The 25,645-nt window shown below is 32.0% G+C and carries 22 protein-coding genes and 3 pseudogenes; 23 read left to right on the forward strand and 2 right to left on the reverse strand.

The features are described from left to right. Nucleotides 1-64 precede the first annotated feature (64 nt). The 10 genes from ACQVV1_RS15665 to ACQVV1_RS15710 all read left to right on the forward strand — a co-directional run bounded on the left by ACQVV1_RS15665 (nt 65) and on the right by ACQVV1_RS15710 (nt 14,506). A complete protein-coding gene (locus tag ACQVV1_RS15665; protein ID WP_063224400.1) occupies nt 65-769 on the forward strand; it encodes a 4'-phosphopantetheinyl transferase family protein in 705 nt (234 codons plus the stop codon). Then, nucleotides 756-1,478: a thioesterase II family protein gene (locus ACQVV1_RS15670; protein WP_001172938.1), complete on the forward strand. Its 723-nt coding sequence runs from the start codon at nt 756-758 to the stop codon at nt 1,476-1,478. The genes ACQVV1_RS15665 and ACQVV1_RS15670 overlap by 14 nt, the downstream gene beginning before the upstream one ends. A 662-nt stretch (nt 1,479-2,140) precedes the next feature. Continuing rightward, nucleotides 2,141-2,269: a hypothetical protein gene (locus ACQVV1_RS15675; protein ID WP_431169177.1), complete on the forward strand. Its 129-nt coding sequence runs from the start codon at nt 2,141-2,143 to the stop codon at nt 2,267-2,269. 202 nt (nt 2,270-2,471) lie between these two features. Next, complete coding sequence (locus tag ACQVV1_RS15680; protein ID WP_431169071.1) at nt 2,472-2,867, forward strand: sodium:proton symporter; 396 nt, start codon at nt 2,472-2,474, stop codon at nt 2,865-2,867. Nucleotides 2,868-3,104: 237 nt separating this feature from the next. Further along, on the forward strand, nt 3,105-3,803 hold the full coding sequence (locus ACQVV1_RS15685; protein ID WP_431169072.1) for a YrrS family protein: 699 nt from the start codon (nt 3,105-3,107) through the stop codon (nt 3,801-3,803). Between the two features lie 1,425 nt (nt 3,804-5,228). Beyond that, nucleotides 5,229-5,417 (forward strand): hypothetical protein, encoded by a 189-nt coding sequence (locus ACQVV1_RS15690; RefSeq protein WP_309260480.1) that lies wholly within the window; start codon nt 5,229-5,231, stop codon nt 5,415-5,417. 875 nt (nt 5,418-6,292) lie between these two features. After that, nucleotides 6,293-7,942, forward strand: a complete 1,650-nt coding sequence (locus tag ACQVV1_RS15695; RefSeq protein ID WP_431169073.1) for a M4 family metallopeptidase — start codon at nt 6,293-6,295, stop codon at nt 7,940-7,942. Nucleotides 7,943-8,629: 687 nt separating this feature from the next. Beyond that, a complete protein-coding gene (locus tag ACQVV1_RS15700) occupies nt 8,630-8,824 on the forward strand; it encodes a DUF4177 domain-containing protein (RefSeq protein WP_001198561.1) in 195 nt (64 codons plus the stop codon). A gap of 263 nt (nt 8,825-9,087) precedes the next feature. Further along, complete coding sequence (locus ACQVV1_RS15705) at nt 9,088-10,725, forward strand: peptide ABC transporter substrate-binding protein (RefSeq protein ID WP_242256048.1); 1,638 nt, start codon at nt 9,088-9,090, stop codon at nt 10,723-10,725. 499 nt (nt 10,726-11,224) lie between these two features. Then, the gene (locus ACQVV1_RS15710) at nt 11,225-14,506 is read left to right on the forward strand and encodes a VaFE repeat-containing surface-anchored protein (RefSeq protein WP_431169074.1); all 3,282 of its coding nucleotides are present in this window, start codon (nt 11,225-11,227) and stop codon (nt 14,504-14,506) included. 77 nt (nt 14,507-14,583) lie between these two features. Here ACQVV1_RS15710 and ACQVV1_RS15715 read toward each other — a convergent pair whose 3' ends face one another. Beyond that, the gene (locus ACQVV1_RS15715) at nt 14,584-14,724 is read right to left on the reverse strand and encodes a hypothetical protein (RefSeq protein ID WP_431169075.1); all 141 of its coding nucleotides are present in this window, start codon (nt 14,722-14,724) and stop codon (nt 14,584-14,586) included. Between the two features lie 129 nt (nt 14,725-14,853). Next, the gene (locus ACQVV1_RS15720) at nt 14,854-15,129 is read right to left on the reverse strand and encodes a 3'-5' exonuclease (protein WP_431169076.1); all 276 of its coding nucleotides are present in this window, start codon (nt 15,127-15,129) and stop codon (nt 14,854-14,856) included. 577 nt (nt 15,130-15,706) lie between these two features. On the opposite strand from ACQVV1_RS15720, the pseudogene ACQVV1_RS15725 reads away from it, so the two are divergent. The 13 genes and pseudogenes from ACQVV1_RS15725 (at nt 15,707) to ACQVV1_RS15785 (ending at nt 25,588) form a co-directional block, all read left to right on the forward strand. Continuing rightward, nucleotides 15,707-15,968, forward strand: a pseudogene (locus tag ACQVV1_RS15725) (hypothetical protein). A 12-nt stretch (nt 15,969-15,980) separates the two neighbouring features. Continuing rightward, nucleotides 15,981-16,256 (forward strand): annotated as a pseudogene (locus ACQVV1_RS15730) (hypothetical protein); the annotation flags it as partial. 166 nt (nt 16,257-16,422) lie between these two features. After that, nucleotides 16,423-16,848: pseudogene (locus ACQVV1_RS15735) on the forward strand (DUF4879 domain-containing protein). Nucleotides 16,849-17,157: 309 nt separating this feature from the next. Beyond that, nucleotides 17,158-17,940 carry an IclR family transcriptional regulator gene (locus ACQVV1_RS15740; protein ID WP_000159567.1) on the forward strand — a complete coding sequence of 261 codons (783 nt, stop codon included), beginning with the start codon at nt 17,158-17,160 and terminating at the stop codon, nt 17,938-17,940. 295 nt (nt 17,941-18,235) lie between these two features. Next, the gene (locus ACQVV1_RS15745) at nt 18,236-18,886 is read left to right on the forward strand and encodes a bifunctional 4-hydroxy-2-oxoglutarate aldolase/2-dehydro-3-deoxy-phosphogluconate aldolase (RefSeq protein ID WP_431169077.1); all 651 of its coding nucleotides are present in this window, start codon (nt 18,236-18,238) and stop codon (nt 18,884-18,886) included. A gap of 2 nt (nt 18,887-18,888) precedes the next feature. After that, nucleotides 18,889-19,893, forward strand: a complete 1,005-nt coding sequence (locus ACQVV1_RS15750; protein ID WP_431169078.1) for a sugar kinase — start codon at nt 18,889-18,891, stop codon at nt 19,891-19,893. Nucleotides 19,894-19,924: 31 nt separating this feature from the next. Continuing rightward, on the forward strand, nt 19,925-20,755 hold the full coding sequence (gene kduI / locus ACQVV1_RS15755) for a 5-dehydro-4-deoxy-D-glucuronate isomerase (RefSeq protein WP_086419499.1): 831 nt from the start codon (nt 19,925-19,927) through the stop codon (nt 20,753-20,755). Nucleotides 20,756-20,787: 32 nt separating this feature from the next. After that, nucleotides 20,788-21,564, forward strand: a complete 777-nt coding sequence (gene kduD / locus ACQVV1_RS15760) for a 2-dehydro-3-deoxy-D-gluconate 5-dehydrogenase KduD (RefSeq protein ID WP_001052291.1) — start codon at nt 20,788-20,790, stop codon at nt 21,562-21,564. 218 nt (nt 21,565-21,782) lie between these two features. Further along, the gene (locus tag ACQVV1_RS15765) at nt 21,783-22,214 is read left to right on the forward strand and encodes a PTS sugar transporter subunit IIA (protein WP_431169079.1); all 432 of its coding nucleotides are present in this window, start codon (nt 21,783-21,785) and stop codon (nt 22,212-22,214) included. A 15-nt stretch (nt 22,215-22,229) separates the two neighbouring features. Next, nucleotides 22,230-23,006 carry a PTS mannose/fructose/sorbose/N-acetylgalactosamine transporter subunit IIC gene (locus ACQVV1_RS15770; RefSeq protein WP_000255370.1) on the forward strand — a complete coding sequence of 259 codons (777 nt, stop codon included), beginning with the start codon at nt 22,230-22,232 and terminating at the stop codon, nt 23,004-23,006. Then, nucleotides 22,999-23,793 carry a PTS system mannose/fructose/sorbose family transporter subunit IID gene (locus ACQVV1_RS15775; RefSeq protein WP_000041901.1) on the forward strand — a complete coding sequence of 265 codons (795 nt, stop codon included), beginning with the start codon at nt 22,999-23,001 and terminating at the stop codon, nt 23,791-23,793. Before ACQVV1_RS15770 ends, ACQVV1_RS15775 begins: the two co-directional genes overlap by 8 nt. A 15-nt stretch (nt 23,794-23,808) precedes the next feature. Next, complete coding sequence (locus ACQVV1_RS15780; protein WP_431169080.1) at nt 23,809-24,288, forward strand: PTS sugar transporter subunit IIB; 480 nt, start codon at nt 23,809-23,811, stop codon at nt 24,286-24,288. A gap of 133 nt (nt 24,289-24,421) precedes the next feature. Continuing rightward, nucleotides 24,422-25,588: a glycoside hydrolase family 88 protein gene (locus ACQVV1_RS15785; RefSeq protein WP_431169081.1), complete on the forward strand. Its 1,167-nt coding sequence runs from the start codon at nt 24,422-24,424 to the stop codon at nt 25,586-25,588. Nucleotides 25,589-25,645 lie beyond the last annotated feature (57 nt).

Consider the following 25,645-nt stretch of genomic DNA (forward strand, 5'->3'; position numbering starts at 1 on the left):
TGTAAAGCACATATATGAAGCCATCCTTTAAAAAAGGAAGTGATTTATCATACACATTCAAGCTGTGAAAATACCAAAGAATATTGAAAGTCATTTGTTTAAGCAACTTAGTAACTTGGTTTCAAATGAGAAGAAAGAACGAATGAAGCGTTTATTAAACTCATGCGACATTAATAGGACCCTGATAGGGGATTTACTAATCCGATCTCTAATCTGCCAAAAGTATAAAATTAATAATGAAGAAATTAGATTTATATATAATGAGTATGGAAAACCTTTTGTTGAAAATTTTTCTGACTTTCATTTTAATCTGTCACATTCAGGAGAATGGGTGGTTTGTACTACTGCTAATTTTAATGTGGGTATTGATATAGAAAAGGTTTCAGAAATAGAGGCTCTTAAATTAGCAAATGAATTTTTTTCAGAGGAAGAATTTTATGATATATCTAATATAAATTCTGATGAACAAATTAATTATTTTTATGATTTATGGACATTAAAAGAAAGTTATATAAAAACGATTGGAAAAGGGCTTTATATCCCGTTAAATTCATTCTCTATAAAAAAAGAGTCACGAACTTTAATTTCATATAAGTATATACCTCAAAACTTTTACTTTAGACAATATAACATTGAGCCAAATTATAAGATATCTGCTTGTGCAACAAGGGATGAATTTCCGCAAGAGATAATAATTAAAGACATTTATTCAATTTGCCAAAATATATGCAAATTTGAAAGTAAGGAGAAAATCAATGCAGAAGACTAAACTTTTTTGCTTTCCACATGCTGGGGGATCTGCGTTTAGTTACGCAAAATGGAAAAATCACTTTAATCCATATATTGAGGTAGTCCCGATAGAGTTAGCTGGTAGAGGATATAGAATTGAAGAAAACTTGTACCAAAGTATGGAAGAGGCAGTAAATGATGTCTACAATAAAATAGTTATGCAGATAGATGATTCGCCCTACATTCTATTCGGGCATAGCATGGGAAGTTTGATCGCCTATGAAGTAGCCAGAAAAATAAAAGATTCTAAAAACGTATCGCCTGAATTTCTTGTTTTGTCCGGTAGAAATCATCCAAATAGTAAAATAAAAAATATCCGACATAATCTTTCTAATGAGCAATTTAAAAGAGAAGTTATTGCAATGGGAGGTACACCGTCCGGGGTACTTCAATCAGAAGAATTAATGGAGATTTTTCTCCCAATTCTAAGAGCAGATTTTAAAATTGTCGAGACATATATTCATGACAATAATATACAACCATGTGATATTGATTTTCTTATATTTAATGGGGAAAATGATGAATTTACTACATATGATCAAGTAATAATATGGGAGCAATATACAAGTAAAACGTGTACTCTTCATTCTTTTGAAGGTAATCATTTCTTTCTAAATGAAAATATTGAAGAAATAGCAAAGAGTATTATAAGAAAGTTAGATTCTAAAAGATTATCAAATAGTTTTTAGAGGTTTTCTAAGTATATTCATGGCTAAGGAACAAAATATTAAATATGAAAAATAAAGGAATTGCTGAAATATCATTGAATAAGGGCATTGAAGCCTAAACGAACTTTTCAAAGGCAGGAAAAAAGACTCATTGAATCGTAAGAGTTACTTCCCTTATTTATCTAAAAAAGTGATGCAACTTATTTGCATCGCTTTTTAAATTTTTACCAGAGAGTAATTTAGTTAATTGGTAGAAAAAGGAATGGTCCTATTTGGCCCCTTCCCTTTTCTCATACATAACGCTTGTTGACAACTTATGAAATAATAGCATTCATCGCTATTAAAATATAACACTAAAAGCAATTAATTAGATATGTAATTGTGCATACATTGTACTATTTCATGAATGGGAACAAAACTATTTATCTCTTTCGGGAAGGAAACAAATAGACTCAGGTATACTTAGGGTAAGAGCACCCAAAGATGCGCTCCGTTTCTTATTTCCTATCTTACATTACCATTCCAAGCAAATTCCTTCTCTTTCAAACAATTCATCCATTGAATAAAGATAAATCCGCCATACGTATCGCGTAGCATGAAACGTTCTTAATATTATTTGGAATATATTTCAATATACTTCCGATACTATAACAGATCTAAAATTTCTCTACTGGAGGTATATAATGACATATCCATTTCGTAATTTAGTATTTGAAGGAGGCGGGGTAAAAGGGGGCGCTTTTATCGGTGCCATCCGCGCACTAAACATTGAAAAAAATAAAATATTTGGTACGACTTCAATTTGTTTTTAGATAGTTTTGTAATTAAACTATAATATTGTATTTTTTCTGCATTATTGAAATTAGTAATAATAAAATGTATTATTGAAAAGCACAATTTATAATTCAAGTAATCAGGACTATGTACTCATTATAATTTGAACATTCAGAAATTATAATATTATCTAAAAATGAGGTGTGATTCATAGAAACAGTACATATTAAATGGTATGGAATGTATAGTATAAATGATTTTTATAATAGGGAAGAAGCTTCTAAGAAGGGGATATTTGCAATCTCTAGAGTATATGCTAAGACTGTAACATTGCTCTATATAGGACAAACCAAAAGAAGCTTTATACAAAAGATAAGGGAACTTAATAATGAGTGGCCTTTTGATGAGAGCGAATTAAAGATTACATTAGGAATAATAGAATTTCCTAGTGGTAAAATTTACTCTGAAAAGAAGGTAAAAGAGATAAAATCCCTTTTGATTTTACGACATACCCCGTTAGAAAACGAAACATCTTTATTATACTATAGAGGGAAATTTAATTTAAAAATTATAAATAAGGGAAGAAGAGGTTTAATTGTTAAAAAGCTTTCTACAGGAGATCTAATGTGGACGTAATTGGAATCAACTTTGAATAAAATTGAAAGTTGTTTAAGTGCAGAAACTTATCAATTTTTAATGTATTAAACTATTTTGAATAACATATGTCAGATGCTTGAAAAAACACAAATTTTATTGTGATATGAAATCCTGTATGGAAAGTGTAGTGTATTTCTATTATTTAATAAAAATATTAAGAATTATAGGGATAATACATAAAGAGTAGAGGAGTAAGTAAACACGGAGGTTTGAAGAATGGGACAAGTAAGCAGATTTCAAGAAAAACAACAGAATCGTCGTCAAAAGGCAATTTTTAATATTGCATTTACTTTAATATTAGTGACAGTTGGTATAGTGACATACCAGTTGTTTACCTCTTCTAATACATCAAATAAAGCAATTGCTCAAGAAAAGAAAGCAGTACAGTTAGAGGAGAAGAAACGTGAAGAAAAAGAAGCGACACAGTTAGAGGAGAAGAAACGTGAAGAGAAAGAAGCGGCACAGTTAGAAGAGAAGAAACGTGAAGAGAAAGAAGCGGCACAGTTAGAAGAGAAGAAACGTGAAGAGAAAGAAGCAGCACAGTTAGAAGAGAAGAAACGTGAAGAGAAAGAAGCAGCACAGTTAGAAGAGAAACAAAAAGCAGAAAAATCGGTATCTCAAGAAAAGGGTTCTCAAACTAATCCTTCTTGGAAGCCAATTGGTACAAAGCAAGGGGCTAAACCTGAAATGAAATTTAAAGAAGGGACAGTAGATTGGAATGAGATGAAAAAAGCAATTTCTTATGCTGTTGATGTTCCAGAGAGCCAATTGATTTTCGATTTTATTGGGAATAATGGTAATAATAAAGCCTACAGTAATGTGCGGGATAAGCAAAGTAACAAAAAATATAAGGTTGATATTGATTGGGTAGAGAATCAGGGGTGGAAACCAGTATCTGTACAAGTGGTAAAATAATAGAAATGGAATTATGTGTTTCAAAGTTTACTTTTGTAAAAACTCATAAAAGAGTTCGTTTCAATCAGGACTCTTTTTGTTATGTTACCAGCATTAATTACTAGGACTCAATTGTTAGATCCTGCTGCAGACGTATATTAAAATCTACCTGATTTAGTGCTTCGAAAGATTCAAAATTGCATTTTTAAAATACTAAATAATTAATGGTACATTTTGAAATATTTTTGGTCTCATTTCATTAGGAACTATTCCGTCTATATAACTAAAAAATGTGTTATAATATCTATTGAACATATGAATAGGATAACAATTACCTGCTGTTAGCAAGTAGCGGTTTATCTAATAAAAAGATCACTTGTTTCCAAGACAAGTGATCTTTTTATATACATTCCCTGTACTATTTTTGAAATTGAATAGATATTTCAATTTGTGTAATTACAATAGACTTAATTAAAATTAAAACTGCAACAAGGATAATACCGTCTATATTTGTAGTAAGAAATATATGAAAAATATCTTAATGCAAGGTTGGCCTATATTCTATGAGGATATTAAAGAGTTATAGGAAACATTGATAAACGGGAATTATTTTGATTACAATATTTATGCATCTTTAGGTCTAAATAGTTGGGGATTAGCTAAGAAACTTGAGATATTAGACTCCTATTAAGTTGAAGATGGTCTTAAGTGTACTTCCAATAAAGAAAATTATGTAAATAAGCTGTCCATATGGGCAACTTATTGTATTTTTTGGCTTAGCTTGTTTTTTCCGAAGTGCTGGCGGTTCCCTTACTAGTATTCTTGCATTTAAATTATTTTTAATATATTATATTTATATGTATATATTAACACATACAAAAGGACTCAAATCTATTAATAAGATTTAAGTCCTTTTCAAAGATAAAAAGATTGTACCAAAACGTAATCCAACTTATGCTTGTCTTTTTAATATGTATCTAGTAAAAAGATATTTTGTATCAATACAATTGTGTTTCCAATATAAATGGAAGTTTTCAAATAGAAGTTTATGTACTTTCAATGATAGGAGATAATGGTTAGAACATAGAGGAACAAGGAACCATACAGAGTAATCTGAAGAACCTGAGAACTATTGTATGTAGTTTGTTCATCTCGAGTACAATAAAAGAGTCTTACCTCTGTAGGCAAGACTTCACTAGTGTAGTTGTATAATATTTACATATCAACTAAGAAACAGAACCCATATAAAACAAAGTAGCAGAATCCTAATATTCCTCCTACAGCTAATACTTGATTAAACCAACTCTTAAATTTTAGATTACTGTAAATATCTTGCGATTTTTCCATATTTCCTCCTATTAAGGAGAACCCTTAAAGACTCTCACCTCGTTATGGTACCATTAAATGATGACTAATAGAGGTCCAATATTGTCTAAATGTATAAATATGCAATATTGCATACATAAATGTATTGTTATATATGTAAGCGCTTACTATAATAAGGACATAAAGATTAATCACATCCCAGTACTAACAAAACGAGGAGGAAATAATATGGAAATCGCAATGGCAGTTTTAAAATTTATTGGTGGAGCAATCCCATTAGTTCAAGAACTTCTAAAAGCATTTATGTAAATTCACTACTTAGCAATTATTTATAAAAATTATTATAAAAATGATCTGTAAATCAATTCATCTTTGATATACAGATCATTTTTATGAGCCAAGCCCATTTAACATTATTAGGGAGCTTTTTAAATTTCGAAATATTTAAGGTTACGTCATATCAACATCAAGTTAAAAGTAAATTTTAAGAATAAACCTTTAGAGGATATTTTATAGTAAATCAAAATCCTTTTACAAAGTTGTAGGCATTAAACTCCTACGGCTTTTATTAAACTTTACTTAAGTAAAAGTCTCTTCAGAAAATCTAAAAGGACTTTTTGAGATTTTTAAATACTTGACCTGCTGATAACTGAGGAGTGTAGAGAATATATATTTGATTTTTAAACAAATATGACAAATTACATGTGTAAGTTAAATCGATCTGTATCGTACATTACTGGAACTTCAATAAGGTAGGTTCTTTTTTTATTTGTATTCAAATCCCAGAGTGGCCCCTAATACCAGAAATCGTTTCCTATCCCTTTCTGTAGAAACATAAAAATCAATTCAACTTTTTATGTGTAATTTTTTATTTACGATTCAAATGCATTTCAGTTCTATAGGTTTCTTTTAAAAAAGAAATTTAATCTATTTATAGTTATTTTTTTTACATAGTAAGGTAGAATGATATACATTTATATTCCGTTTTTATTTAGTTACTTACAAATAGATATGGAATATAACAATATTGGATAAAGAAAATGTAAAAATGGAATAAGAAATGGTTATAAGTTTTATTATCTTAATTTTCTGATTAATTTTTATACTGTTTTAAATAGAAGGCACTTTACCATTATCTCTAGAATTATATGAAAGTGTAAAAAAATGGGATAGGAAGTGGTATTTTGAAAAAGGTGATTTTATCTTCAACATTAGCTGTATCTATGGCTTTAGGGGCTTTTGCGCCATTAGGAACGTCACGTACATATGCAGTAGAGCAAAAGATTCAATACAACCAAGAATTTCAAACACCATCTTATATTGGGGAAGAGTGGAAAGCACCAGAAGGACTAGATAAAAAAGAGACTGTGTTCGAGTATTTAAAGAGTAAGAAAGACATGTTTAAATTAGCAGGAAATATAGAGAAACATTTTGAAATCGTTAAAGAAGAAAAAGACACAGAAGCGGAAACAACGCATGTGAAGCTTATTGAAAAATATAATAGTGTTCCTGTATATGGATCTGATCAAACAGTAGCACTTGATAAAAATAATAATGTGAAAGCATTTTTTGGACAAGTTATACCGAATTTAGAAAATAAAAATATCCCATCAACTGCAAGCATTTCAGAAGATGATGCTGTAAATATTGCGAAAGCTGGTATTGAGAAAGAGATTGGAAAAGTAGATAACTATGATGGTATGAAGAAAGATTTATACGTTTATGAAAAAGATGGACAATATTATCTTTCCTATCTTGTAAAAGCCTCTGTTTCAAAACCGGCATCAGGCTACTGGCATTATTTTATTGATGCAACAAATGGCAATGTGATCAATAAATATAATGCGGTCGATCATATTACTGGTTTTGGATATGGTGTTTTAGGAAACAGACAATCATTTGAAATTGTTCAAAATGAAAAAACAGGTGCATTCCATTTATTTGATGGTAAACGTGGAAACGGTGTTTATACGTTTGATTGGAGAAATTTGTTTAAACAATCCTATGATTCAACATCAAAAGGAATGGGATATACAGGTTATGAAATTGAAAGTAAGTTCAAGTTCTTTGAAGATAAAGCAGGTGTTGATGCACATGTAAATGCAGAAAAAGTATACGACTATTATAATAAAACATTTAATCGTAATTCCTATGATAACAAAGGAGCAAAGTTACGTTCTGTTGTTCACGTAGGAGAAAATTGGAATAACGCTAGTTGGAACGGTGTGTATATGTCATATGGTGATGGAGATGGAAAACTGTTTATTCCATTTTCTGCGAGCTTAGATGTTGTCGCCCATGAGTTAACACATGCTGTAACAGAGCATACAGCAAATTTAGAGTATCAGGATGAGTCTGGTGCATTAAACGAGTCATTTTCGGATATTTTCGGTGCGATGGTAGACCGTGATGATTGGGAGATGGGGGAAGATATTTATACACCAGATATAGCAGGGGATGCGATGCGATCCTTAAGTCATCCTGCATCTATTCCCAATCCATTAGAACCCACTCAAGGTTATCCAGATCATTATAGAAAATATTATCCTGGACCATATGATAATGGCGGTGTTCATATTAACAGTAGTATCAATAATAAAGCAGCATATTTATTGTCGGAAGGTGGCTGGCATTACGGTGTGGAAGTAAATGGCGTTGGCCGCGAAGCTACAGAAAAAATTTACTATCGTGCTCTTACAAAATATTTAACAGCAAAATCTGATTTTAAAATGATGCGCCAAGCTGCACTTCAAGCCGCAGAAGATTTATATGGTAAAAATTCAAAAGAAGTACAAGCTGTAGCGAAAGCTTATGATGCAGTTGGTATAGAATAAGACCTGAAAAAGACCTGATATATAACGCCAGGTCTTTTTTTACTGAGTAATCAAGAATGATTTTTGCTACGCCTTTATATACCTATAAAATATTCATTAAATGAGAATGTAAACTTCATAACTCGATAAATATATTGTTCACGCTTTTCTTCTTCTGTTTAAGATAAGAAAAATACAATTTTGCAACAACAATGTCCTTTCTACGTGTCCTTGTATATTAAAAAATTTCAACTTGAGCTACAGTATCTGTTGTAGCATTTGCACCTCCTGTCGTTACTTTTAGTGAAATACGATCACCTGCTAGAAATGTCACTGAAATATCATTATTTATATTGGAAGTTTGAGTACCAGTATGATATCTATATTTTGCTAAATTATTTTATAGAAAAACAGCTTTTTCAATTGAAGAAAAGAGAAAAAATTAAGGGATTCTATCACTAGAAAACACCACTTGAATACGATGAATGTAGAAAAACATATATCATTAATCTGGCTAGTAGCTCAGACAATAGATATTAACCGTAAAAGAGAGAGAATTATAAGAGAAAAATTAGAAATAGAGAATTGAACTGACCATTCTTGTGGGGGAGAGAATTTTGATGATAAATGGATGAACAAAGGTATACGTGGTATTATTAATAGTATATATATCTACATACTTACTATTTTAGTTTAGGAGAGTTGTCTATGCAATGGGAGTATAAAACACTTAAAATTGATGGTACATTTAAAAGTTTTTTTGGTGCTAAGGGGTTAGATTTAGAAGGCGAGTTTAATAAGTTAGGGATTGATGGTTGGGAACTTATTTCAATTATTGGCTTAGGCAGTGGCGGTAGTATTCAAAATGGTTTACAGGCAATATTTAAACGCCAAATCAAATAATAATATCAGCATAACGTCTTGGATTTATTCAAGGCGTTTTTTTGTTTCCTGACAAAAAAACTTTTCTTGAACGTATGAAGAGAGGTATTTATAGCTTAATATTTATAAAGAAACAGGAAAAGGATTAACATAGCCATCTTACTCTGCTGAGCTCACTCAATTAAAAATGAAAAAGTATTTACCTGAATTTCAATAATTTGGTATAATATTTCAGGGTAATGTATATCTAATTATAAAATTTATTGGATTCGGGGAGAAAATCTATGAAAAAGAAAAAGATTAGTTTACTAGTATCTACAATTATCACTTCCTTAATTTTTTCAGCTTGTGGTAATAATACTAATAAAACTAATAAAGCTGAAGCTGAAAGTCAAAAACAGGTATTAAACTTAACGATACCGGAAGAAATCCCATCTTTAGATACGGCAAAAGCTATGGATGGTACGTCATCACATATTATGCAAAATATATTTGAAGGATTATATGTACTGGATAAACAAGATAATCCTATTCCTGGTGTAGCGAAATCATTTGAGAAAAGTAAGGATGGGAAAAAATATACATTTCATTTGAGAAAAGATGCTAAATGGTCAAATGGTGAAATGGTAACTGCACATGATTTTTCTTTTGCTTGGAAACGAACATTAAACCCTGAAACAGCATCTCAATATGCATACATGTTATTTTATATAAAAAATGCCAAAGAAATAAATAAAGGTATAGTTGCTGCTGATCAGTTAGGAGTAAAAGCAATAGATGATTATACGCTAGAAGTGGAATTGGAACAGCCTGTTCCATATTTATTGCAATTATTAGCACTACCTGTTTATTTACCTCAGCATGAATCGTTTGTAAAAGAAAAAGGAAGTAGCTATGGTTTGGAACCGGAGAATCTTATATATAATGGGCCATTTGTGTTAGAAAAGTGGAAGCATGGACAAGAATTTCAATTGAAGAAGAATAATAGATATTGGGATAAGAAACAAGTAAAGCTAGAGGCAATAGATTTTAATATTGTAAAAGATACGATGACGGCAATAAATTTATATGAATCGGGTAGTATTGATCGTGCTCCAATTACTGCAAAACATTTTGAGCAATACAAAGACAACAAAGAATTACATATGAAAAAAGAAGCTGGAATAGCTATGTTACGTTTTAATGAAAAAAACACTACATTAGCAAATAAAAAAATCAGACAATCTATTTCTTTAGCAATAAATAAAGAAGAGATAGTAAATCATTTTGGCAGTACTGGAGCAACACCTGCAGAAGGTCTTATACCGGCAGGATATACGAATGAAGCAAATCAAAAAGATTTTCGAAAGGAAAATGGTTCTCTTGTTTTGTATGATTTACAAAAGGCTAAACAAACTTGGGAAGATGCCAAAAAAGAACTTGGTATAGAAAATGTCACACTTGAGCTTCTAACATTTGAGCAAGATAATGAAAGAATTATAGCAGAGTATATAAAAGGAGAACTTGAAAAACATTTACAGGGTTTAACAATACAGATTAAGCAACAGCCATTTAAACAAAAATTGCAGCTTGAACAAACAGGGCAGTATGAAATCTCTATGGTAGGTTGGGCACCTGATTATAAAGATCCAATTAGTTTTTTAGAATTATTTACGACAGATAATCCAAATAATAAAATGAAGTATTCAAATTCGAGTTATGACGATTTTATAAATAAAGCTAAAAATGAAGCTGTATTAGATCAACAGAAGAGATGGGATTATTTACGAGAAGCCGAGAGAGTGTTGTTAGAAGATGCTGCTATTGCTCCCCTTTATCATACTGGTAAAGCATATCTGCAAAAGGATTATGTAAAAGGAATTGAAAAGCATCAATTTGGTGGTGCTTATACTTACAAAAATGCATATTTGATTCAAAAATAAAAAGTTTAAAATTGAAAAGAGTTGAGTACTTGATAAAAAAGTATTCAACTCTTTTTTACTTTCCACAAAAAGTCGTATTACATTTCAGATTATAATATGCAAATTTTTTAATTGTTCAATAGAAACAAAATTAAGAATGAGTTTTTGTTTGTTACAATTAGAAAACAAGAAATCAAAATAACCCAAATTGTGATTTAAATCAACCTTTTTCACTAGCTAAAAAATACTGTGGAAAATTAATGACTTGAACAAAAGAACTGCTATTTACATACTTCACATACATATTTGTTTTGTTAATTGTGGGCGTGTTTTGAGATTTGTATATAGTAATTTCAATTAAAAACTTGAAAAATATTAAAATGTGTAAATTTTTTGAATTTTTAATCAAACGTATTTAATATTCCTAATTTGTTGTTTTATAATGATACTCGGGTTGATCGTGAATGTTTTAGATATTGCGATATATACTCGATTAATTTATTTTAGGGAGGTTTCAAAATTGGGTAAGAGAGTTATTATAAGAGTTTTTACATTATTATCAGTACTGGCATTATTCCTTAATGTGTTTTTACCAAGGGCTAGTGCAGAGGTTATGACGCACGAGAAATATTCAATGGACTGGAGTTATAGTAATAGTCTAGGTAAGTACATTCGAACTGAAATGATTAAAAATTCAAGCGGTCAAATTGCTTATTGCTTAACTCTTGGATTAAAATCACCAAATGGTGAAGATCTTCCTGAAATGGGGAAAACGGATGATGTAGTATATAGGGTCTTATTAAATGGTTTCCCACAAAAAAGTGCAGAACAACTGGGAGTAGCTAATAAGAATGAAGCACATTATGCAACTCAGCTTGCGGTTTGGAATGCATTAGGTCAACTTGATGTAAATGAATTAAAACATGAGAATAAAAATGTTGAAAAAGCGGCTAAGACAATTATTAATGCTGCAAACAAAAGTGAAGATACTCAAGATATTTTTATGAATGTGATTCCTGCTGAAAAGCAAAAAGCAGAATTAAAGGGTGAGTTCTTTGAAACAAATCTATACACAGTACAAACAAATGCTAAGAGTGGTTCTTATAAAGTAGTAGCGAAAAATGCACCTAATGGAGTAAAAATTGTTAGTGAAAATGGTGAAGTGAAAGATCAACTTTCAGTTGGAGAGAAATTCCGTATCCAAATTCCTAAAAATACAAAAACAGGTGAATTTAATCTAAGTGTTGCTGCAAACTTAACAAAAGTTCAAGCAATTGCTTACCGTGGTACGGATACTGTTCAGAATGCTACAGTATTACTAGAAAGAAATGAAGAAAAGCTTAGTAGTGACCTTGCAGTAAATTGGGAAGCAGCTGGTTCTTTAAAAATTAAAAAAGTTGGAGAAAGTGGAGAAGTATTAGCTGGTGCGGTATTCGAGGTTTTTAATGCGAAAAATGAATCAGTTGGAAAAATTACGACTGGTGCTGATGGTACTGCAGAATTAAATAACTTACCAATTGGTACTTATACTGTAAAAGAAATAAAAGCGCCAACAGGCTATGTTTTAGGTGATAAACCACAAACCATCCAGGTTAAGACAGGGGAAACTGGGGCTGTTCAAATAGTAAACAACAAGGCAAAGGGAAACATTGAAATAAAAAAACTTAGTGATTCAGGTAAAGTGCTACCTAATGTTGAATTCACTGTTTTTACTGAAGATGGAAAAGAAGTGAAAAAGGCAGTAACAAATGAAAATGGAATTGCAAATGTTGAAAGCCTTACATTTGGTAAGTATTATTTCTTAGAGACAAAAACACCAAATGGATATATCGGAAATAAAACAAAGTATCCTTTTGAAATTAAAGAGCACAATAAAACACTTACTTTTACAGTAGAAAATACCGAAGTAAAAGGTAGTGTAAAACTATTAAAAGTAGATACCGAAGATATTAGTAAAAAGTTAGAAGGTGCAGTATTCGAGTTAAAAGATGCAAGTGGAAAAGTAATTGGTGAATATAAGACAGATAAAAATGGTGAGATTAACGTTAAAGATCTAGCGTATGGTAAGTATTCATTTGTAGAAAAGACTTCACCAAACGGTTACGTTCTTGTTAAAGAACCAATTGTGTTCGAAATAAAGGGACATGGAAAAATTATTGAGCTATTGGCAGTTAATCATCTAATCAAAGGTGATCTGGAAATTACAAAGGTAGATGTTGCGGATGGAAACAATAAGCTTCCAAATGCAGAATTTACGATTTATAACGAAGCAGGAAAAGAAGTAGTAAAAGGTAAAACAGATGATAAAGGTATCGCTAAATTTGAAAAGCTACCATTTGGAAAATACACATATAAAGAAACTATTGCACCAAACGGTTACATTTTAAATGAAGAGACGTTTTCTTTTGAAATCAAAGAGAATGGTCAAATAATTAAACATATCGTCAAAGATGAGAAGATTCCTTCAATTAAAACAACAGCATCTGATAAAACAGATGGTACAAAAGAAATGCACACTTCTAAGTCTGTAACAATCCAAGATAAAGTGGAATACAAAGACCTACAAGTAGGTAAAGAGTACACTTTAAAAGGTAAATTAATGGATAAAAAGACTAATAAACCATTAGTTGTAAATGGTAAAGAAGTAACTGCTGAAACTAAGTGTACACCAAAAGAAGCAAACGGTTCTATTACACTAGATTTCACTTTTGATGCAACTGGTTTAGAAGAAAAAGAAGTAGTAGTATTCGAAGAGTTACTGAAAGACGGAAAAGTTATTACTACACATACTGATATCAATGATAAAGGTCAAACAGTTAAGTTCGTTAAGCCATCAGTAAAAACAACTGCTACAAACAAAGCTGATGGTGGAAAAGAGATTCATTCAAAGGATTCTATCACTATCCAGGATAAAGTGGAGTACACTAACTTAGTTGTTGGTAAAGAGTACACTGTAAAAGGAAAATTAATGAACAAAGCTATTAACGAACCATTATTAATTGATGGTAAAGAAGTAACAGCTGAGACTAAATTTATTGCAAAAGAAAAGAACGGTTTTGTAACATTAGACTTTACTTTTGTTGGTGCTGAACAGCAAGGAAGAGAAGTAGTCGTGTTTGAAGACTTATTACATGAAGGTCAAGTAATTGCAACGCATGCTGACATTAACGATGTAGGTCAAACAGTTCGATTTGTAGAACCTTCTATTAAAACGACAGCTACAAACAAAGCTGATGGTTCTAAAGAGTTAGATGCTTCTAAATCTGTAACAATCCAAGATAAAGTGGAATACAAAGACTTAATCGTGGGTAAAGAGTACGTTGTAAAAGGTAAACTAATGGATAAAGCAACAAAAAAACCATTATTAGTTGATGGTAAAGAAGTAACAGTAGAATCTAAGTTTACTCCAAAAGAGAAAAATGGTTCTATCACACTCGATTTCACATTTAATGCTTCTGCATTACAAGGTAAAGAAGTGGTAGTGTTTGAAGAATTGTATCAAGATAACGTCTTGGTAGCTATACACGTTGACATCGAAGATAAGGGACAAACAGTGAAATTTAAAGAAGTAAAACCGGAACAACCAAAACCAGAACAGCCGCATCAAGATAAAAATACTCCAACTTCAGAACAACCAAAAGAGCAAGTAAAAGAACAACCACAACCTAAGAAAGAAGTTCAGTCTAAAATTGGATGGTTACCGCAAACAGGTGCTGACCTTACAAGTTGGATCTCTATGGCTGCGGGTGCATTACTGTTAATTGTTGGTGGAGTTATTTTCTTAAAACGTAAAAACGCATAAAAATTAAAAAATAAGCACATCTGTTTTATAGGATGTGCTTATTTTTATGTTAATATTTTAGTCTTATTTACAGTATTTTAATCTATTTTACTATTTTTGAGTTGTTGTAATAATTCCAGGACAGCAAAACAGTCAACAGCTGCCCGGTGTTTAACCGTTAATTCCGTTGCATCACTTAATGAAATCCATCTTTTTGAATCTACATAATCGGCGTACATTTTCATAATTCATGTTGATTTAAAATTCTTAAATTCTACATTGTTAGCAATACAAGTACTTTCTATCATACCTAAATCAAAATCAGCGTTGTAAATAAGTAGAGTTTTTCCTGCAGTAACTTCACATAATTATTTATATATTTCTATCCACGATGGTGCATCGTCGACCATTTCATTTGTAATACCGTGAATGGAGGCTGCTTCAGCTGGAATATTTATAGTTGGCTTAACTAAAGGGTTTAATAGAATTTTTCCTGTTAAATCATTTACACATATCTCGATAATTTGATCCCTTTGAGTAAGTCCAGTTGTTTCGGTATCTAAAATAACGAACTGATCTCTGTTTGTAAACATTTTATTGATAGATGATTTGATTTCTAATTTTGTTTCCTTTAATTGATTCATAACTACTTGGTGTTCGTAACAGCTAGGGCACAGACTTAGACGTAGTTTAGATTTGCTTTGAACGATATGACCACACTGTTTACAAGTTCGTTGCTCTAAACTTTGTTTTCTACCATTTGATAGTGCTAGTTTTTGCTTATCAGATAATTGCCTTTTTTTTCTGATTTTGAGCGTTCATATAGTTATATATATCTATTGTTTGTTCTCTGATAAACCTTAGCCACAGGAGCTTTTAAGGGTTTTAACCCTTCTTTACTTAGTTTAGTTTTGCTTTGCTTGCAAGTTCTAAGGGGACCTCACTCCAATTTTTATAATTTTTCATTTATCTTCACTCCAATGGTTTAAATAGTTACTTAATTAAATATGACTAATTTTTTGGGGAGTTAATAGTAATCTTATATAAATTCTACCTTAATTCTAATTTATGGTAAAATTAAATTGTGGATAGGAAGAAAAAGGATAAATAGTGTTCGCGAATAATAAAGATGTTAAAAATAATTAAATCATTTCAACAATAAAATGGGGTATTTCGGTAATTTTATAGTTAGTAGAAGTAAATTTAAAAGGGGTATATTGGGTGAATCATAGACGCAAGAAAAAGAAACCGAAACAAATAAGAAAAAAACTGTGCAGATGAAACCAATTATTGGAGAAGAAAAACCATCTAAGGAGAGTAGTAATAAGCTTGTTGACGTACTCCTTGGTATTCTTCTATTTCCAATTCTTATATGGGCTGTCTTGGAAATTTCTAATATACAGTAAGCAAAGGAAAAACTGTCCTTATTATTGTTTTCTTTCTCTTAATTGCAATAGGATTATCTATGATAGGGAACAAATAAGGAGGAGTTCAGATGTTTAAGAAAAAAGAGAAAAAAAACATTCGAGCTAAACTCGTTAACAAACAAGGGGAAGTCATTCGAGAGTTAAATGGTACATAAGAAGACTTAGAAGAAATAAGAAAAACGGTTATTGAAATTCGTTCAGTCGAAGAAAACTCATATGAAATGGTAGCAACCGATGAACAACTAGAATTACTAGCAAGAATCGAAGAAGAATACGAAGAATATTTAGATGCATGGGAAGAAGACTTAAACAAGAGATTGGAAGAACGAGAAAAAGAAGAAGCAAGTTATACATTGTGAATTAGTAATAAGATGGAATAGAATTGTAAAAACATAGGATAGAATATTCTCATTAATATTTCTACGGTTTTAAACTATATACATATAAAGGTAATAGGATTATATTGGCAATGAAAGAGAAAACAATAGATAGATGGAAGGGGATGTTATTATGTTTAAAAAAGCAGCACTTGGTATTTCATCGTTAGCAATAACTGCGTTTGTCGGATTAGGAATGGCAACAGAAGCTTCTGCTGGTCCTGCAGCACCACTTACTTCACTAAATGTCGTACAAGTAGAGTCTGAGCAGGGCGGAGTAGAAACTATTAATCCAAACAGTTTTAGCACAACACGTGACCACGGGGGAAAATACTTATATATTACTACGAAGTAAATGGTATATGGTCAAAATCCATTTGCGAAAATGAATGGTTTTAATGTGAAAAGTATTGACTCTACTATAATTGGTGGAAAACCAATCGCTGGTTGGTATTATAAGTGTGATGCTTCTGGGCATCAGCAAGGGACATTTGAATACCAGAAAACATCTATTAACGCTCCATTTAATACAATGCGAACTTCAATCTATATCAAATAAATATTTTGAAAAGATATAGGGATATATCATACAAAATTTTGTTCATAAAATTGAATTCATTTATAGCAAATATAAGAGTCGTCCTTAATAGGAGGGCTCTTACTTTAGTGGGGAAAATGTCTAAATAGATGAATGTAATTGAAAGAAGCAGAATACATACCAGTATTTAATTTTCGTCCCCTTTAATTGATTAATGTGGACTGTACCTCCCTTTCTTATATAATTGTTTTATAGTACAATTTCTTTTAGATGGTACGTTTTATTTCAAAAATAAGATCGTTTATTATGATTGTTAAAGGATGAGTCGGTATGACAAAAGAAAAACAACCATATGGTACAGTTTTAATAAAAGCTGCAAAAATCTTAGATTTTTTATCTGAAAGCAAAAAACCACAGCCTTTAAATGTGATAGCTCAGGAAACAGGAATGACAAGTTCAACAACATTAAAGATATTAGAAACGTTAGTTATAATAGGTTATGCAAAAAAATATCCTGAAACTAAAAGATTTGGTTTAGGAACCTCTTTAATTTACTATGCAAATCAGTATCTTGCGAATTTAGATATTACCAAAATTACATTTCCATATTTACAAAAGTTGCAAAGTAATTTAGATGAAACGGTTCATTTAGGAATATTAGAAGAAGATAAAATTTTTTATATTAATAAATTAGAGCCAGAGAGACCAATAATTCGTATGAGTTCTAGAATTGGAATGAGTATTCCTTTGTATTGTTCGGCAATGGGGAAGGCTGTGCTTGCAGAGTTCTCTCAACAAGATTTAGAAAGCTATTTAACAAGGGTAGAATTAAATCCAGTTAATGAAAATACTATAATTGATCCTCATGTTTTAAAGGAAACTTTAAAAGAGATAAAGCAAATTGGTTTTGCAATTGATGATGCTGAATATGAAGAAGAAGTATATTGTATAGGAGTTTCGTTAACTTTAAATGGACAAACATATGGTGCATTTAGTGTGAGTATGCCCAAGTATCGTGTTACAGAGGACCTGAAGAAAAAAATGATTCAGTTGATACTAGAAACAAAACAAAATATTCTCAATGAACTTAAACAATTGCATGTGTTCATATAGGAATTCATTTTAAGGAGCTTTAATGGTGATTTTTCACCGTTAGAGCTCTTTTTTATTTATAGGAGCAAAAAAAATTGAAACTGACTTGTAAATGTAGTAAAAACTACGGCTGAATAACGGATTACTATGTTAGAAAAATATTTAATAATGTTCAAAAAATTTTCATTAAATATAAAAAAAAAATCTTGTAATCTTTTTAAATAATTCATATAATTTATTTGTAAATTTCTTTTCAGGAAAACGAATTTCCAAATAAGAAATTAAGAGCTTAAGCTCTTAAAAATGGAGGCACTTTATGAAAAGGGTTACTGTATTAAATAAACTGAAAAAGAGTGGTGTGATTGCTGTTTTGAGAGCGCATACAAAAGATGAAGCTCTTAAAGTTACTGAGGCAGTCATTAATGGAGGGATTACTGGTATTGAAGTAACCTTTTCGGTACCACAAGCTGAAGAGGTCGTTCGTAAAATAAGGGAACTACATAGTGATTGTGAAGAGTTGGTGATTGGTGCAGGGACTGTTCTTGATGCGATAACGGCACGTATGGCCATTTTAGCTGGAGCTGAGTATATTGTCAGTCCAGCATTTGATAAAGAAACAGCAGAGATTTGTAATCTTTATCAAGTTCCATATTTACCTGGATGTATGACAATTACGGAAATAAGTACAGCATTAAAAGCAGGAGTCGACATTATAAAGTTATTTCCAGGAAGTTCGTATAATCCAAACTTTATAAATGCAGTGAAGGGTCCCCTGCCACAAGTTAATATTATGCCTACTGGTGGGATAAATATTGAGAATATGCATCAATGGTTTGAACGTGGATGTGTAGCTATAGGTGTGGGAGGAGATTTACTAGCTCCTGCTCAAAATGGGGATTATGCTAAAGTCTCAGAACTTGCAAGAGAGTATGTGGATAAGTTAGCAGAGATCAGAAAGGGTGCCTAATTATGGGGCGAATTTTAACGCTAGGTGAGATTATGCTTCGTTTATCCACTAATGAAGGAACTAGAATAACTGAAGCTAATTCTTTTAAAGCGCATTATGGTGGTAGCGAGGCTAATGTAGCAATTAATTTAGCGAATTTTAACCACCAAGTTTCTTTTGCAAGTAAGGTACCTTCAAATTTATTAGGTAAAGCTGTTCAACAGCATTTACAAAATTATGGGGTGGATACCAGTAATTTATTAAAAGGTGGTTTACGCTTAGGAACGTACTATCTGGAAAGGGGTACAGGTAAAAGGGCTTCATTGGTTTTGTATGACCGAACATATTCTAGTTTTGCACAGATGAAAAATGTGGAGTGGAATATAGATGATTTATTCAACAATATTTCATTATTTCATGTTTCGGGAATTAGTCTTGCTTTATCAGATTCAATGACTGATCTCATTCTAGGATTAATCAAAGAGGCCAAAAAGCGTCAAATTAAGGTGAGTTTTGATATTAATTATCGATCTAATTTATGGAACTACGAACGCGCATCGAAAACACTGAATAAAATTTTACCTTATGTAGATTACTGTTCTGCAGGGAAAAAGGATGCTCTCTATTTAATAGGGATTCCTGAAAATAAGACGCAACAATCAGATTTAGAATATTATTATGAGCAAATGCATAACAAATATCCTAATATTGGAGTCTTTTACTCTACATTAAGGGATGTTCATTCTGCTAGTTCGAACGATCTTCAGGGAACATTATGGAAAAATCATTTTCTGTATACTTCAAAAGTGTACCACATTAATCCTATTGTGGATCGTGTTGGTGGAGGAGATGCTTTTGTTGCTGGAATTTTACACGGATTATTGGAAGAAAAAGATCCGGATTATACAGTTTCATTTGCTACCGCAGCATCTAGTTTAAAGCATACGATTCATGGTGATTGTAATCAGTTTTCTATCTTGGAAGTAGAAGAGTTTATGAGAAATGAATCAGGAAATATTATTAGATAAAATACTAAAAAATGATAGGAGAATGTATATTATGGAAACACGTTATACACATAGCCCAATGGATATTCGTCATTATTCTACAGATCAACTAAGACAGGAATTTTTAGTAGAACGAAACTTTGCACCGGGAGAAGTTATTCTTACATATACACATAATGATCGAATGATTTTTGGGGGAGTAACGCCAACTGAAAAACCTTTGAGTATAGAGTTGTCTACTGAGTTGGGAGTTTCTTATTTTTTAGAACGCCGTGAATTAGGTGTTATAAATATTGGTGGACCAGGATCTATCATAATTGATGGTACAGAAGAAAGTATGAAAAAACAAGATGGGTACTATATTGGAAAAGAAACAAGGGAAGTAGTCTTTAAGTCAGATGATCAGTCAAATCCTGCGAAATTCTATTGTGTTTCAGTACCTGCACATCATAAATATCGAAATGTACGTATAAGCATTGATGAAATAAAACCTATGGAAACAGGGGACTCTGCAACATTAAATAAGCGTAAGATCTATCAATATATTCATCCGAATGTTTGTGAAAGTTGTCAACTACAGATGGGGTATACCATTTTAGAACCAGGAAGCAGCTGGAATACAATGCCTTGCCATACCCATGAACGTCGAATGGAAACTTACTTGTATTTTGATATGAAACCGGATACACGAGTATTCCATTTTATGGGTAAACCTGATGAAACTAAACATTTGGTAATGAAAAATGAACAGGCGACAATTTCTCCAAGTTGGTCAATTCACTCTGGTGTTGGTACAAGTGATTATACATTTATTTGGGCAATGTGTGGAGAAAACATTACGTATAGTGATATGGACATGGTCGAGATGGATCAGTTGAAGTAGTAGGATTGATACAATTAAAGGAGGACTAGAACATGAACTTAAATGAATTTTCAATGGATTTCTTTAGTTTAAAAGGAAAGGTAGCTATTGTTACTGGAGGAAATACAGGATTAGGTCAAGGATATGCAGTAGCATTAGCGAAAGCTGGGGCAGATCTATATATTGCAGCATCTGGTGACAATTGGGATGAAACTCGTCAATTGATTGAGGAATGTGGACAACGAGTAGAATTTATTCAAGTAGATTTAACACAAGATGATGCAGCAGAAAAAGTGGTGCAAGGTTGTTTAGACAATTTCGGGAAAATTGATATTTTAATTAATAATGCAGGTACAATTCGTCGTGCACCATTGCTGGAATATAAGAAGGAAGATTGGAATGCCGTGATGAGCATTAACTTGAATACTGTTTATTTACTAAGTCAAGCAGTAGCTCGTGTTATGGCAGAACAAAAGAGTGGAAAAATCATTAATATTGCTTCTATGTTATCTTTCCAAGGAGGGAAATTTGTACCGCCTTATACTGCCAGCAAACATGGAGTGGCAGGATTAACGAAAGCATTTGCTAACGAATTAAGTAAATATAATATTCAAGTAAACGCAATTGCTCCTGGCTATATAGCAACAGCTAATACTGCCCCAATTCGTGCGGATGAACAACGGAATAAAGAAATTTTAGATCGTATCCCAGCTGAAAGATGGGGAGTACCATTCGATTTAATGGGTACGGCTGTATTTTTATCAAGTAAAGCGTCAGATTATGTAACAGGCCATATTCTAGCTGTTGATGGTGGATGGTTAGTGCGTTAATCAGTTTTAAGTCCTATAGCAAATATTTTTTGGGCGATTCAAGAATACTTTGGTTGTTAGAAACATCTGAACATAAGTTGGGAACCTTTTTGAAAGGGCATACATTATGTTGGGTAGAGCCGGTAAATTGAATATATTGATGAGTATAAGGGTTAGAATTACTTTATCATGAGTGTTGAATTTGAAAAAATACTAATCGATTAGAAGGGAAGTTATTTATGGATATACTGATTCTTTCACATGCTGGTGTTGCAAGTGGGTTGAAGAAAGCTGCACAAATGATTTTAGGGGAACAAAAAAACTTACACGCTCTAGAATTAACTGAAGAGAATGGAATTACTTCTTTTAGTGATCAACTACAAGAATTCTTGGAGAGATGGAGTGAAAATCAATCGAATAAGTTACTTATTTTTGCTGACCTTAAGGGGGGAACACCTTTTAATCAGGCTGTATTTTGGGCATCAAAATTAAAGTTGAATCAGCGTATTAGTATTATCAGTGGTGTAAATTTACCAATTGTAATAGAAGCAATATATTGTAATCAAGAAAAATCATTAGAAGAGCTGTCAAAAGAATTAATAGAAGGTGCGAAAAATGGAATTGATATACCAGAAATAGAGATTGGTAGTGTAAATGCTTTAGATGAATAGAGAGGAGAATAGCCAATGGTAAGCGTTGAATGGTGGCAAATTGTTTTAATAACGCTATATTCTGGATTCGCCATTTATGATGGAAACAATACAACGTTTGGTTTTGTAAAGCCAACAATGGCAGGATTTTTCGCAGGGCTAATTTTAGGGGACATTCAAACAGGTTTAATTGTAGGGGGAACGTTAAACTTATTGGTTTTAGGTGTAGGTAACTTTGGAGGAGCCTCTATACCAGATTATATGACAGGCGCTTTATTGGGAACAGCTTTTACAGTTATGAGTGGGCAAGATGCTAAATTTGGAGCGACACTGGCAATTCCCATTGGACTACTAATGGTGCAATTAGATGTTCTGGCTCGTTTTACGAATACTTTTTTCCAGCATAAAGCTGAAAAATTAGTAGCGGAAGGCAAATTTAAAAAGGCATCCTATATGAATCTATGGGGAATTGTCCCAACTTCCTTATCAAGAATGATACCTGTGTTTCTAGCTTTAGTATTTGGTGCCAAATTTGTTCAAGCAATTGTAGATAATATTCCAAAGTGGCTTATGGGTGGTTTACAAGTAGCTGGGGGATTGCTTCCTGCATTAGGTATTGCAATTCTATTGAAATACTTACCTATAAAACAAAATATCGCCTTTTTGATTATTGGTTTCTTCTTAGCGGCTTATTTAAAAGTACCTGTATTAGGTGTTGCTTTAATCGGGTTAGCAATGGCAATAATTTATTTCCAAACCTTTATGAAAGATAGCGATTATGCGACTGATGATGGAGGAATGGGAGATGAGTAAAAATATAGTAGATAAAGATTTAAACAAGGTATTTTGGCGTTGGTATTTCTTCGGTCAAACAGGATGGAACTATGAAAAAATGCAAGGCTTAGGCTATTACTATAGCATTTATCCATTGCTAGAAAGCATATATAGTGAGGAAGAAGAAAGAAAAAGAGCAGCAATAAATCAATTGCAGTTTTTTAACACGAATAACTCTACAGCTCCCGTTATTCTAGGCCTAGATGTAGCCTTAGAAAAAGAGAAGGGGATTGAATCTATTGATACAGTAGCGTCGCTTAAAACTGGATTAATGGGACCGCTAGCAGGAATTGGTGATACCTTATTCTTTGTAATTCCTACCACTATTGTTGGGTCCATTGCGTCTTATTTAGCATTAGAGGGAAATCCAATTGCTCTGATTTTATGGATCTTATTTGGATGTGTCAGATTGGGATTTATGAGATTCTTTGTATGGACAGGTTATAAAGAAGGAGCAAAACTTGTTGGTGAGTTAGGGAATCGTTTGAAAAAAATAACTCAATCCGCAAATATACTGGGAATCACCGTTGTAGGAGCATTGATTCCTTCCGTAGTTAAGGCCACTTTTGGTTATGAGTTTACTAAAGGGGAAGTTACTTTAAAGTTACAGGATCTTGCTAATCAAATTATGCCTGGTTTAGCACCAGCTCTTGTAGTCTTTTTAACATATTGGTTATTAGGTAGAAAGAAAATGAATTCTACTCGTGTTATCTTTTTATTGATTTTTATAGGAATTATTGCTTATAATTTAAAAATTTTCGTTTAAGGGGAGTGTTTAGTAATGGAAGGAATCGTACATATCAGAGTTGATGATAGACTTATTCATGGGCAAGTTGCAACAAGATGGGCAACAGGTTTAAGAGTAAATCGTATTATGATTATCGATGATAAAGTCGCAGTTAATGATGATGAGAAATCAATTTTAAGAATGGCGGCACCGGCTGGTGTTAATACGTCCATTTTAACCTTTGAAAAAGGCCTTAATAATGTGAAAAATGGGAATTATAAAGGTCAAAGAGTGTTATTAATTGTGAAGACTCCTGAAATTTTAGTGCAATTATTGAATGGTGGATTAGCATTAAAAGAGGTAAACATTGGTAATATGTCTAGTCGTCCAGGAACAACTCAAATTAAAAAATCAATTAGTATGACTGAGAGTGAAAAAGTAGCTGTGCAACAGTTATTAAGCCAAGGTGTAAAAGTTACTGCACAGATGGTTCCAGAAGAATCTGATGCAAGTATTGAGGGATTTTTAAATTGAATAATATGTAAGGGTAAATAAAAACTAAAAACATCACTCGTTTTATGAAAAATGAGTGATGTTTTCACATAGTGAGGTTAAAAGGATAAGAGAGTTTAGATGTAAAGATTGAATTGTTGGGGAGGAGACTAACATGTCTATACTATCAAAAAATATAGAGCTATTTAAAGAAAAAGGAAAGACATTAGATAGAAATAGTATAAAAGCAGAATTAGATTGGATATGTGAAAAGCTAGAAAAGAACATAGAACGCTTTGGGACAAGCTATCCATCTGCCTGTGCAACAAATGGAAAATATAGAATAAAGGGAAATGATGATTGGACGAATGGATTTTGGACAGGGATGCTATGGATTGCCTATGAATATTCAAAAAAAGACATTTTTAAATCAATAGCACTAAAAAACATTGAAAGTTTTAAAGATAGACTAGATAAGAATTTTGTTGTAGATCATCATGACCTAGGATTCTTATACAGTTTATCAGTTGTTGCTGGTTATAAGGTGACATTAGATGAATCTTTTACCCCAATTATTATTCAAGCTGCTGATAAGCTAATAAGTCGTTTTCATGACAAAGGGAATTTTATTCAGGCTTGGGGATATCTTAATGATCCTGATGAGTACCGTTTGATTATTGACTCATTATTAAACCTGCCTTTATTGTTTATGGCAACGAAATTGACAGGTAATCAATGTTATAAACATATAGCAGAACAACATTTTCAACAAGTAACGAAAACGATTATAAGGGAAGATGCATCCACGTATCATACATTTTATTTTGATCCTGTTACAGGTGAAGCTTCGTATGGCGCTACTCATCAAGGATATACTAATTCTTCCTGTTGGGCACGTGGGCAAGCATGGGCCATTTTAGGTTTACCTATGGGGTTTAATTATATGCTTAATCATGTTGACCAAAAACAATATGAAGACATTACAAATTATTTTATTAGTAAATTATCGAATGGTTTGATTCCATATTGGGATCTTACTTTTACAGATGAAGATAATCAGCCGTTGGATAGTTCTGCAATGGCAATTGCCGCATGTGGTTTACTCGAAGCTCAAGCAAGTAATATGTATGAGGGATCTGCATCCATTGCTCGTGGAATGATTCAAGTACTTAGGGAACAGTGCACAATAAAAAATGATAAGGATAATGAAGGAATTTTACTACATGGTGTTTATGCATACTCAGAAGGAAAAGGAGTTGATGAACCTAATTTATGGGGGGATTATTTTTACTTGGAAGCGTTGTATCGTATGTTTAATCCAACGTGGGTAACATATTGGTAGGTATAAATGAAAATACAGTTATTAATGTATCATGATTTGAAATACTGGGGGATAAAC

Source organism: Bacillus basilensis, assembly GCF_050630465.1.
GTDB classification, from domain to species: domain Bacteria; phylum Bacillota; class Bacilli; order Bacillales; family Bacillaceae_G; genus Bacillus_A; species Bacillus_A basilensis.

Bases quoted from the DNA above. Each gene is read 5' to 3' on its own strand.
- ACQVV1_RS15785 (WP_431169081.1), top strand. From the start codon at position 24,422: ATGTCTATACTATCAAAAAATATAGAGCTATTTAAAGAAAAAGGAAAG.
- ACQVV1_RS15770 (WP_000255370.1), top strand. From the start codon at position 22,230: ATGGTAAGCGTTGAATGGTGGCAAATTGTTTTAATAACGCTATATTCT.
- ACQVV1_RS15690 (WP_309260480.1), top strand. From the start codon at position 5,229: ATGCAATATTGCATACATAAATGTATTGTTATATATGTAAGCGCTTAC.
- ACQVV1_RS15685 (WP_431169072.1), top strand. From the start codon at position 3,105: ATGGGACAAGTAAGCAGATTTCAAGAAAAACAACAGAATCGTCGTCAA.
- ACQVV1_RS15720 (WP_431169076.1), bottom strand. From the start codon at position 15,129: ATGAATCAATTAAAGGAAACAAAATTAGAAATCAAATCATCTATCAAT.
- kduI (WP_086419499.1), top strand. From the start codon at position 19,925: ATGGAAACACGTTATACACATAGCCCAATGGATATTCGTCATTATTCT.
- ACQVV1_RS15700 (WP_001198561.1), top strand. From the start codon at position 8,630: ATGCAATGGGAGTATAAAACACTTAAAATTGATGGTACATTTAAAAGT.
- ACQVV1_RS15765 (WP_431169079.1), top strand. From the start codon at position 21,783: ATGGATATACTGATTCTTTCACATGCTGGTGTTGCAAGTGGGTTGAAG.
- kduD (WP_001052291.1), top strand. From the start codon at position 20,788: ATGAACTTAAATGAATTTTCAATGGATTTCTTTAGTTTAAAAGGAAAG.
- ACQVV1_RS15715 (WP_431169075.1), bottom strand. From the start codon at position 14,724: ATGTACGCCGATTATGTAGATTCAAAAAGATGGATTTCATTAAGTGAT.
- ACQVV1_RS15680 (WP_431169071.1), top strand. From the start codon at position 2,472: ATGTATAGTATAAATGATTTTTATAATAGGGAAGAAGCTTCTAAGAAG.
- ACQVV1_RS15670 (WP_001172938.1), top strand. From the start codon at position 756: ATGCAGAAGACTAAACTTTTTTGCTTTCCACATGCTGGGGGATCTGCG.
- ACQVV1_RS15675 (WP_431169177.1), top strand. From the start codon at position 2,141: ATGACATATCCATTTCGTAATTTAGTATTTGAAGGAGGCGGGGTAAAA.
- ACQVV1_RS15740 (WP_000159567.1), top strand. From the start codon at position 17,158: ATGACAAAAGAAAAACAACCATATGGTACAGTTTTAATAAAAGCTGCA.
- ACQVV1_RS15780 (WP_431169080.1), top strand. From the start codon at position 23,809: ATGGAAGGAATCGTACATATCAGAGTTGATGATAGACTTATTCATGGG.
- ACQVV1_RS15750 (WP_431169078.1), top strand. From the start codon at position 18,889: ATGGGGCGAATTTTAACGCTAGGTGAGATTATGCTTCGTTTATCCACT.
- ACQVV1_RS15745 (WP_431169077.1), top strand. From the start codon at position 18,236: ATGAAAAGGGTTACTGTATTAAATAAACTGAAAAAGAGTGGTGTGATT.
- ACQVV1_RS15775 (WP_000041901.1), top strand. From the start codon at position 22,999: ATGAGTAAAAATATAGTAGATAAAGATTTAAACAAGGTATTTTGGCGT.
- ACQVV1_RS15705 (WP_242256048.1), top strand. From the start codon at position 9,088: ATGAAAAAGAAAAAGATTAGTTTACTAGTATCTACAATTATCACTTCC.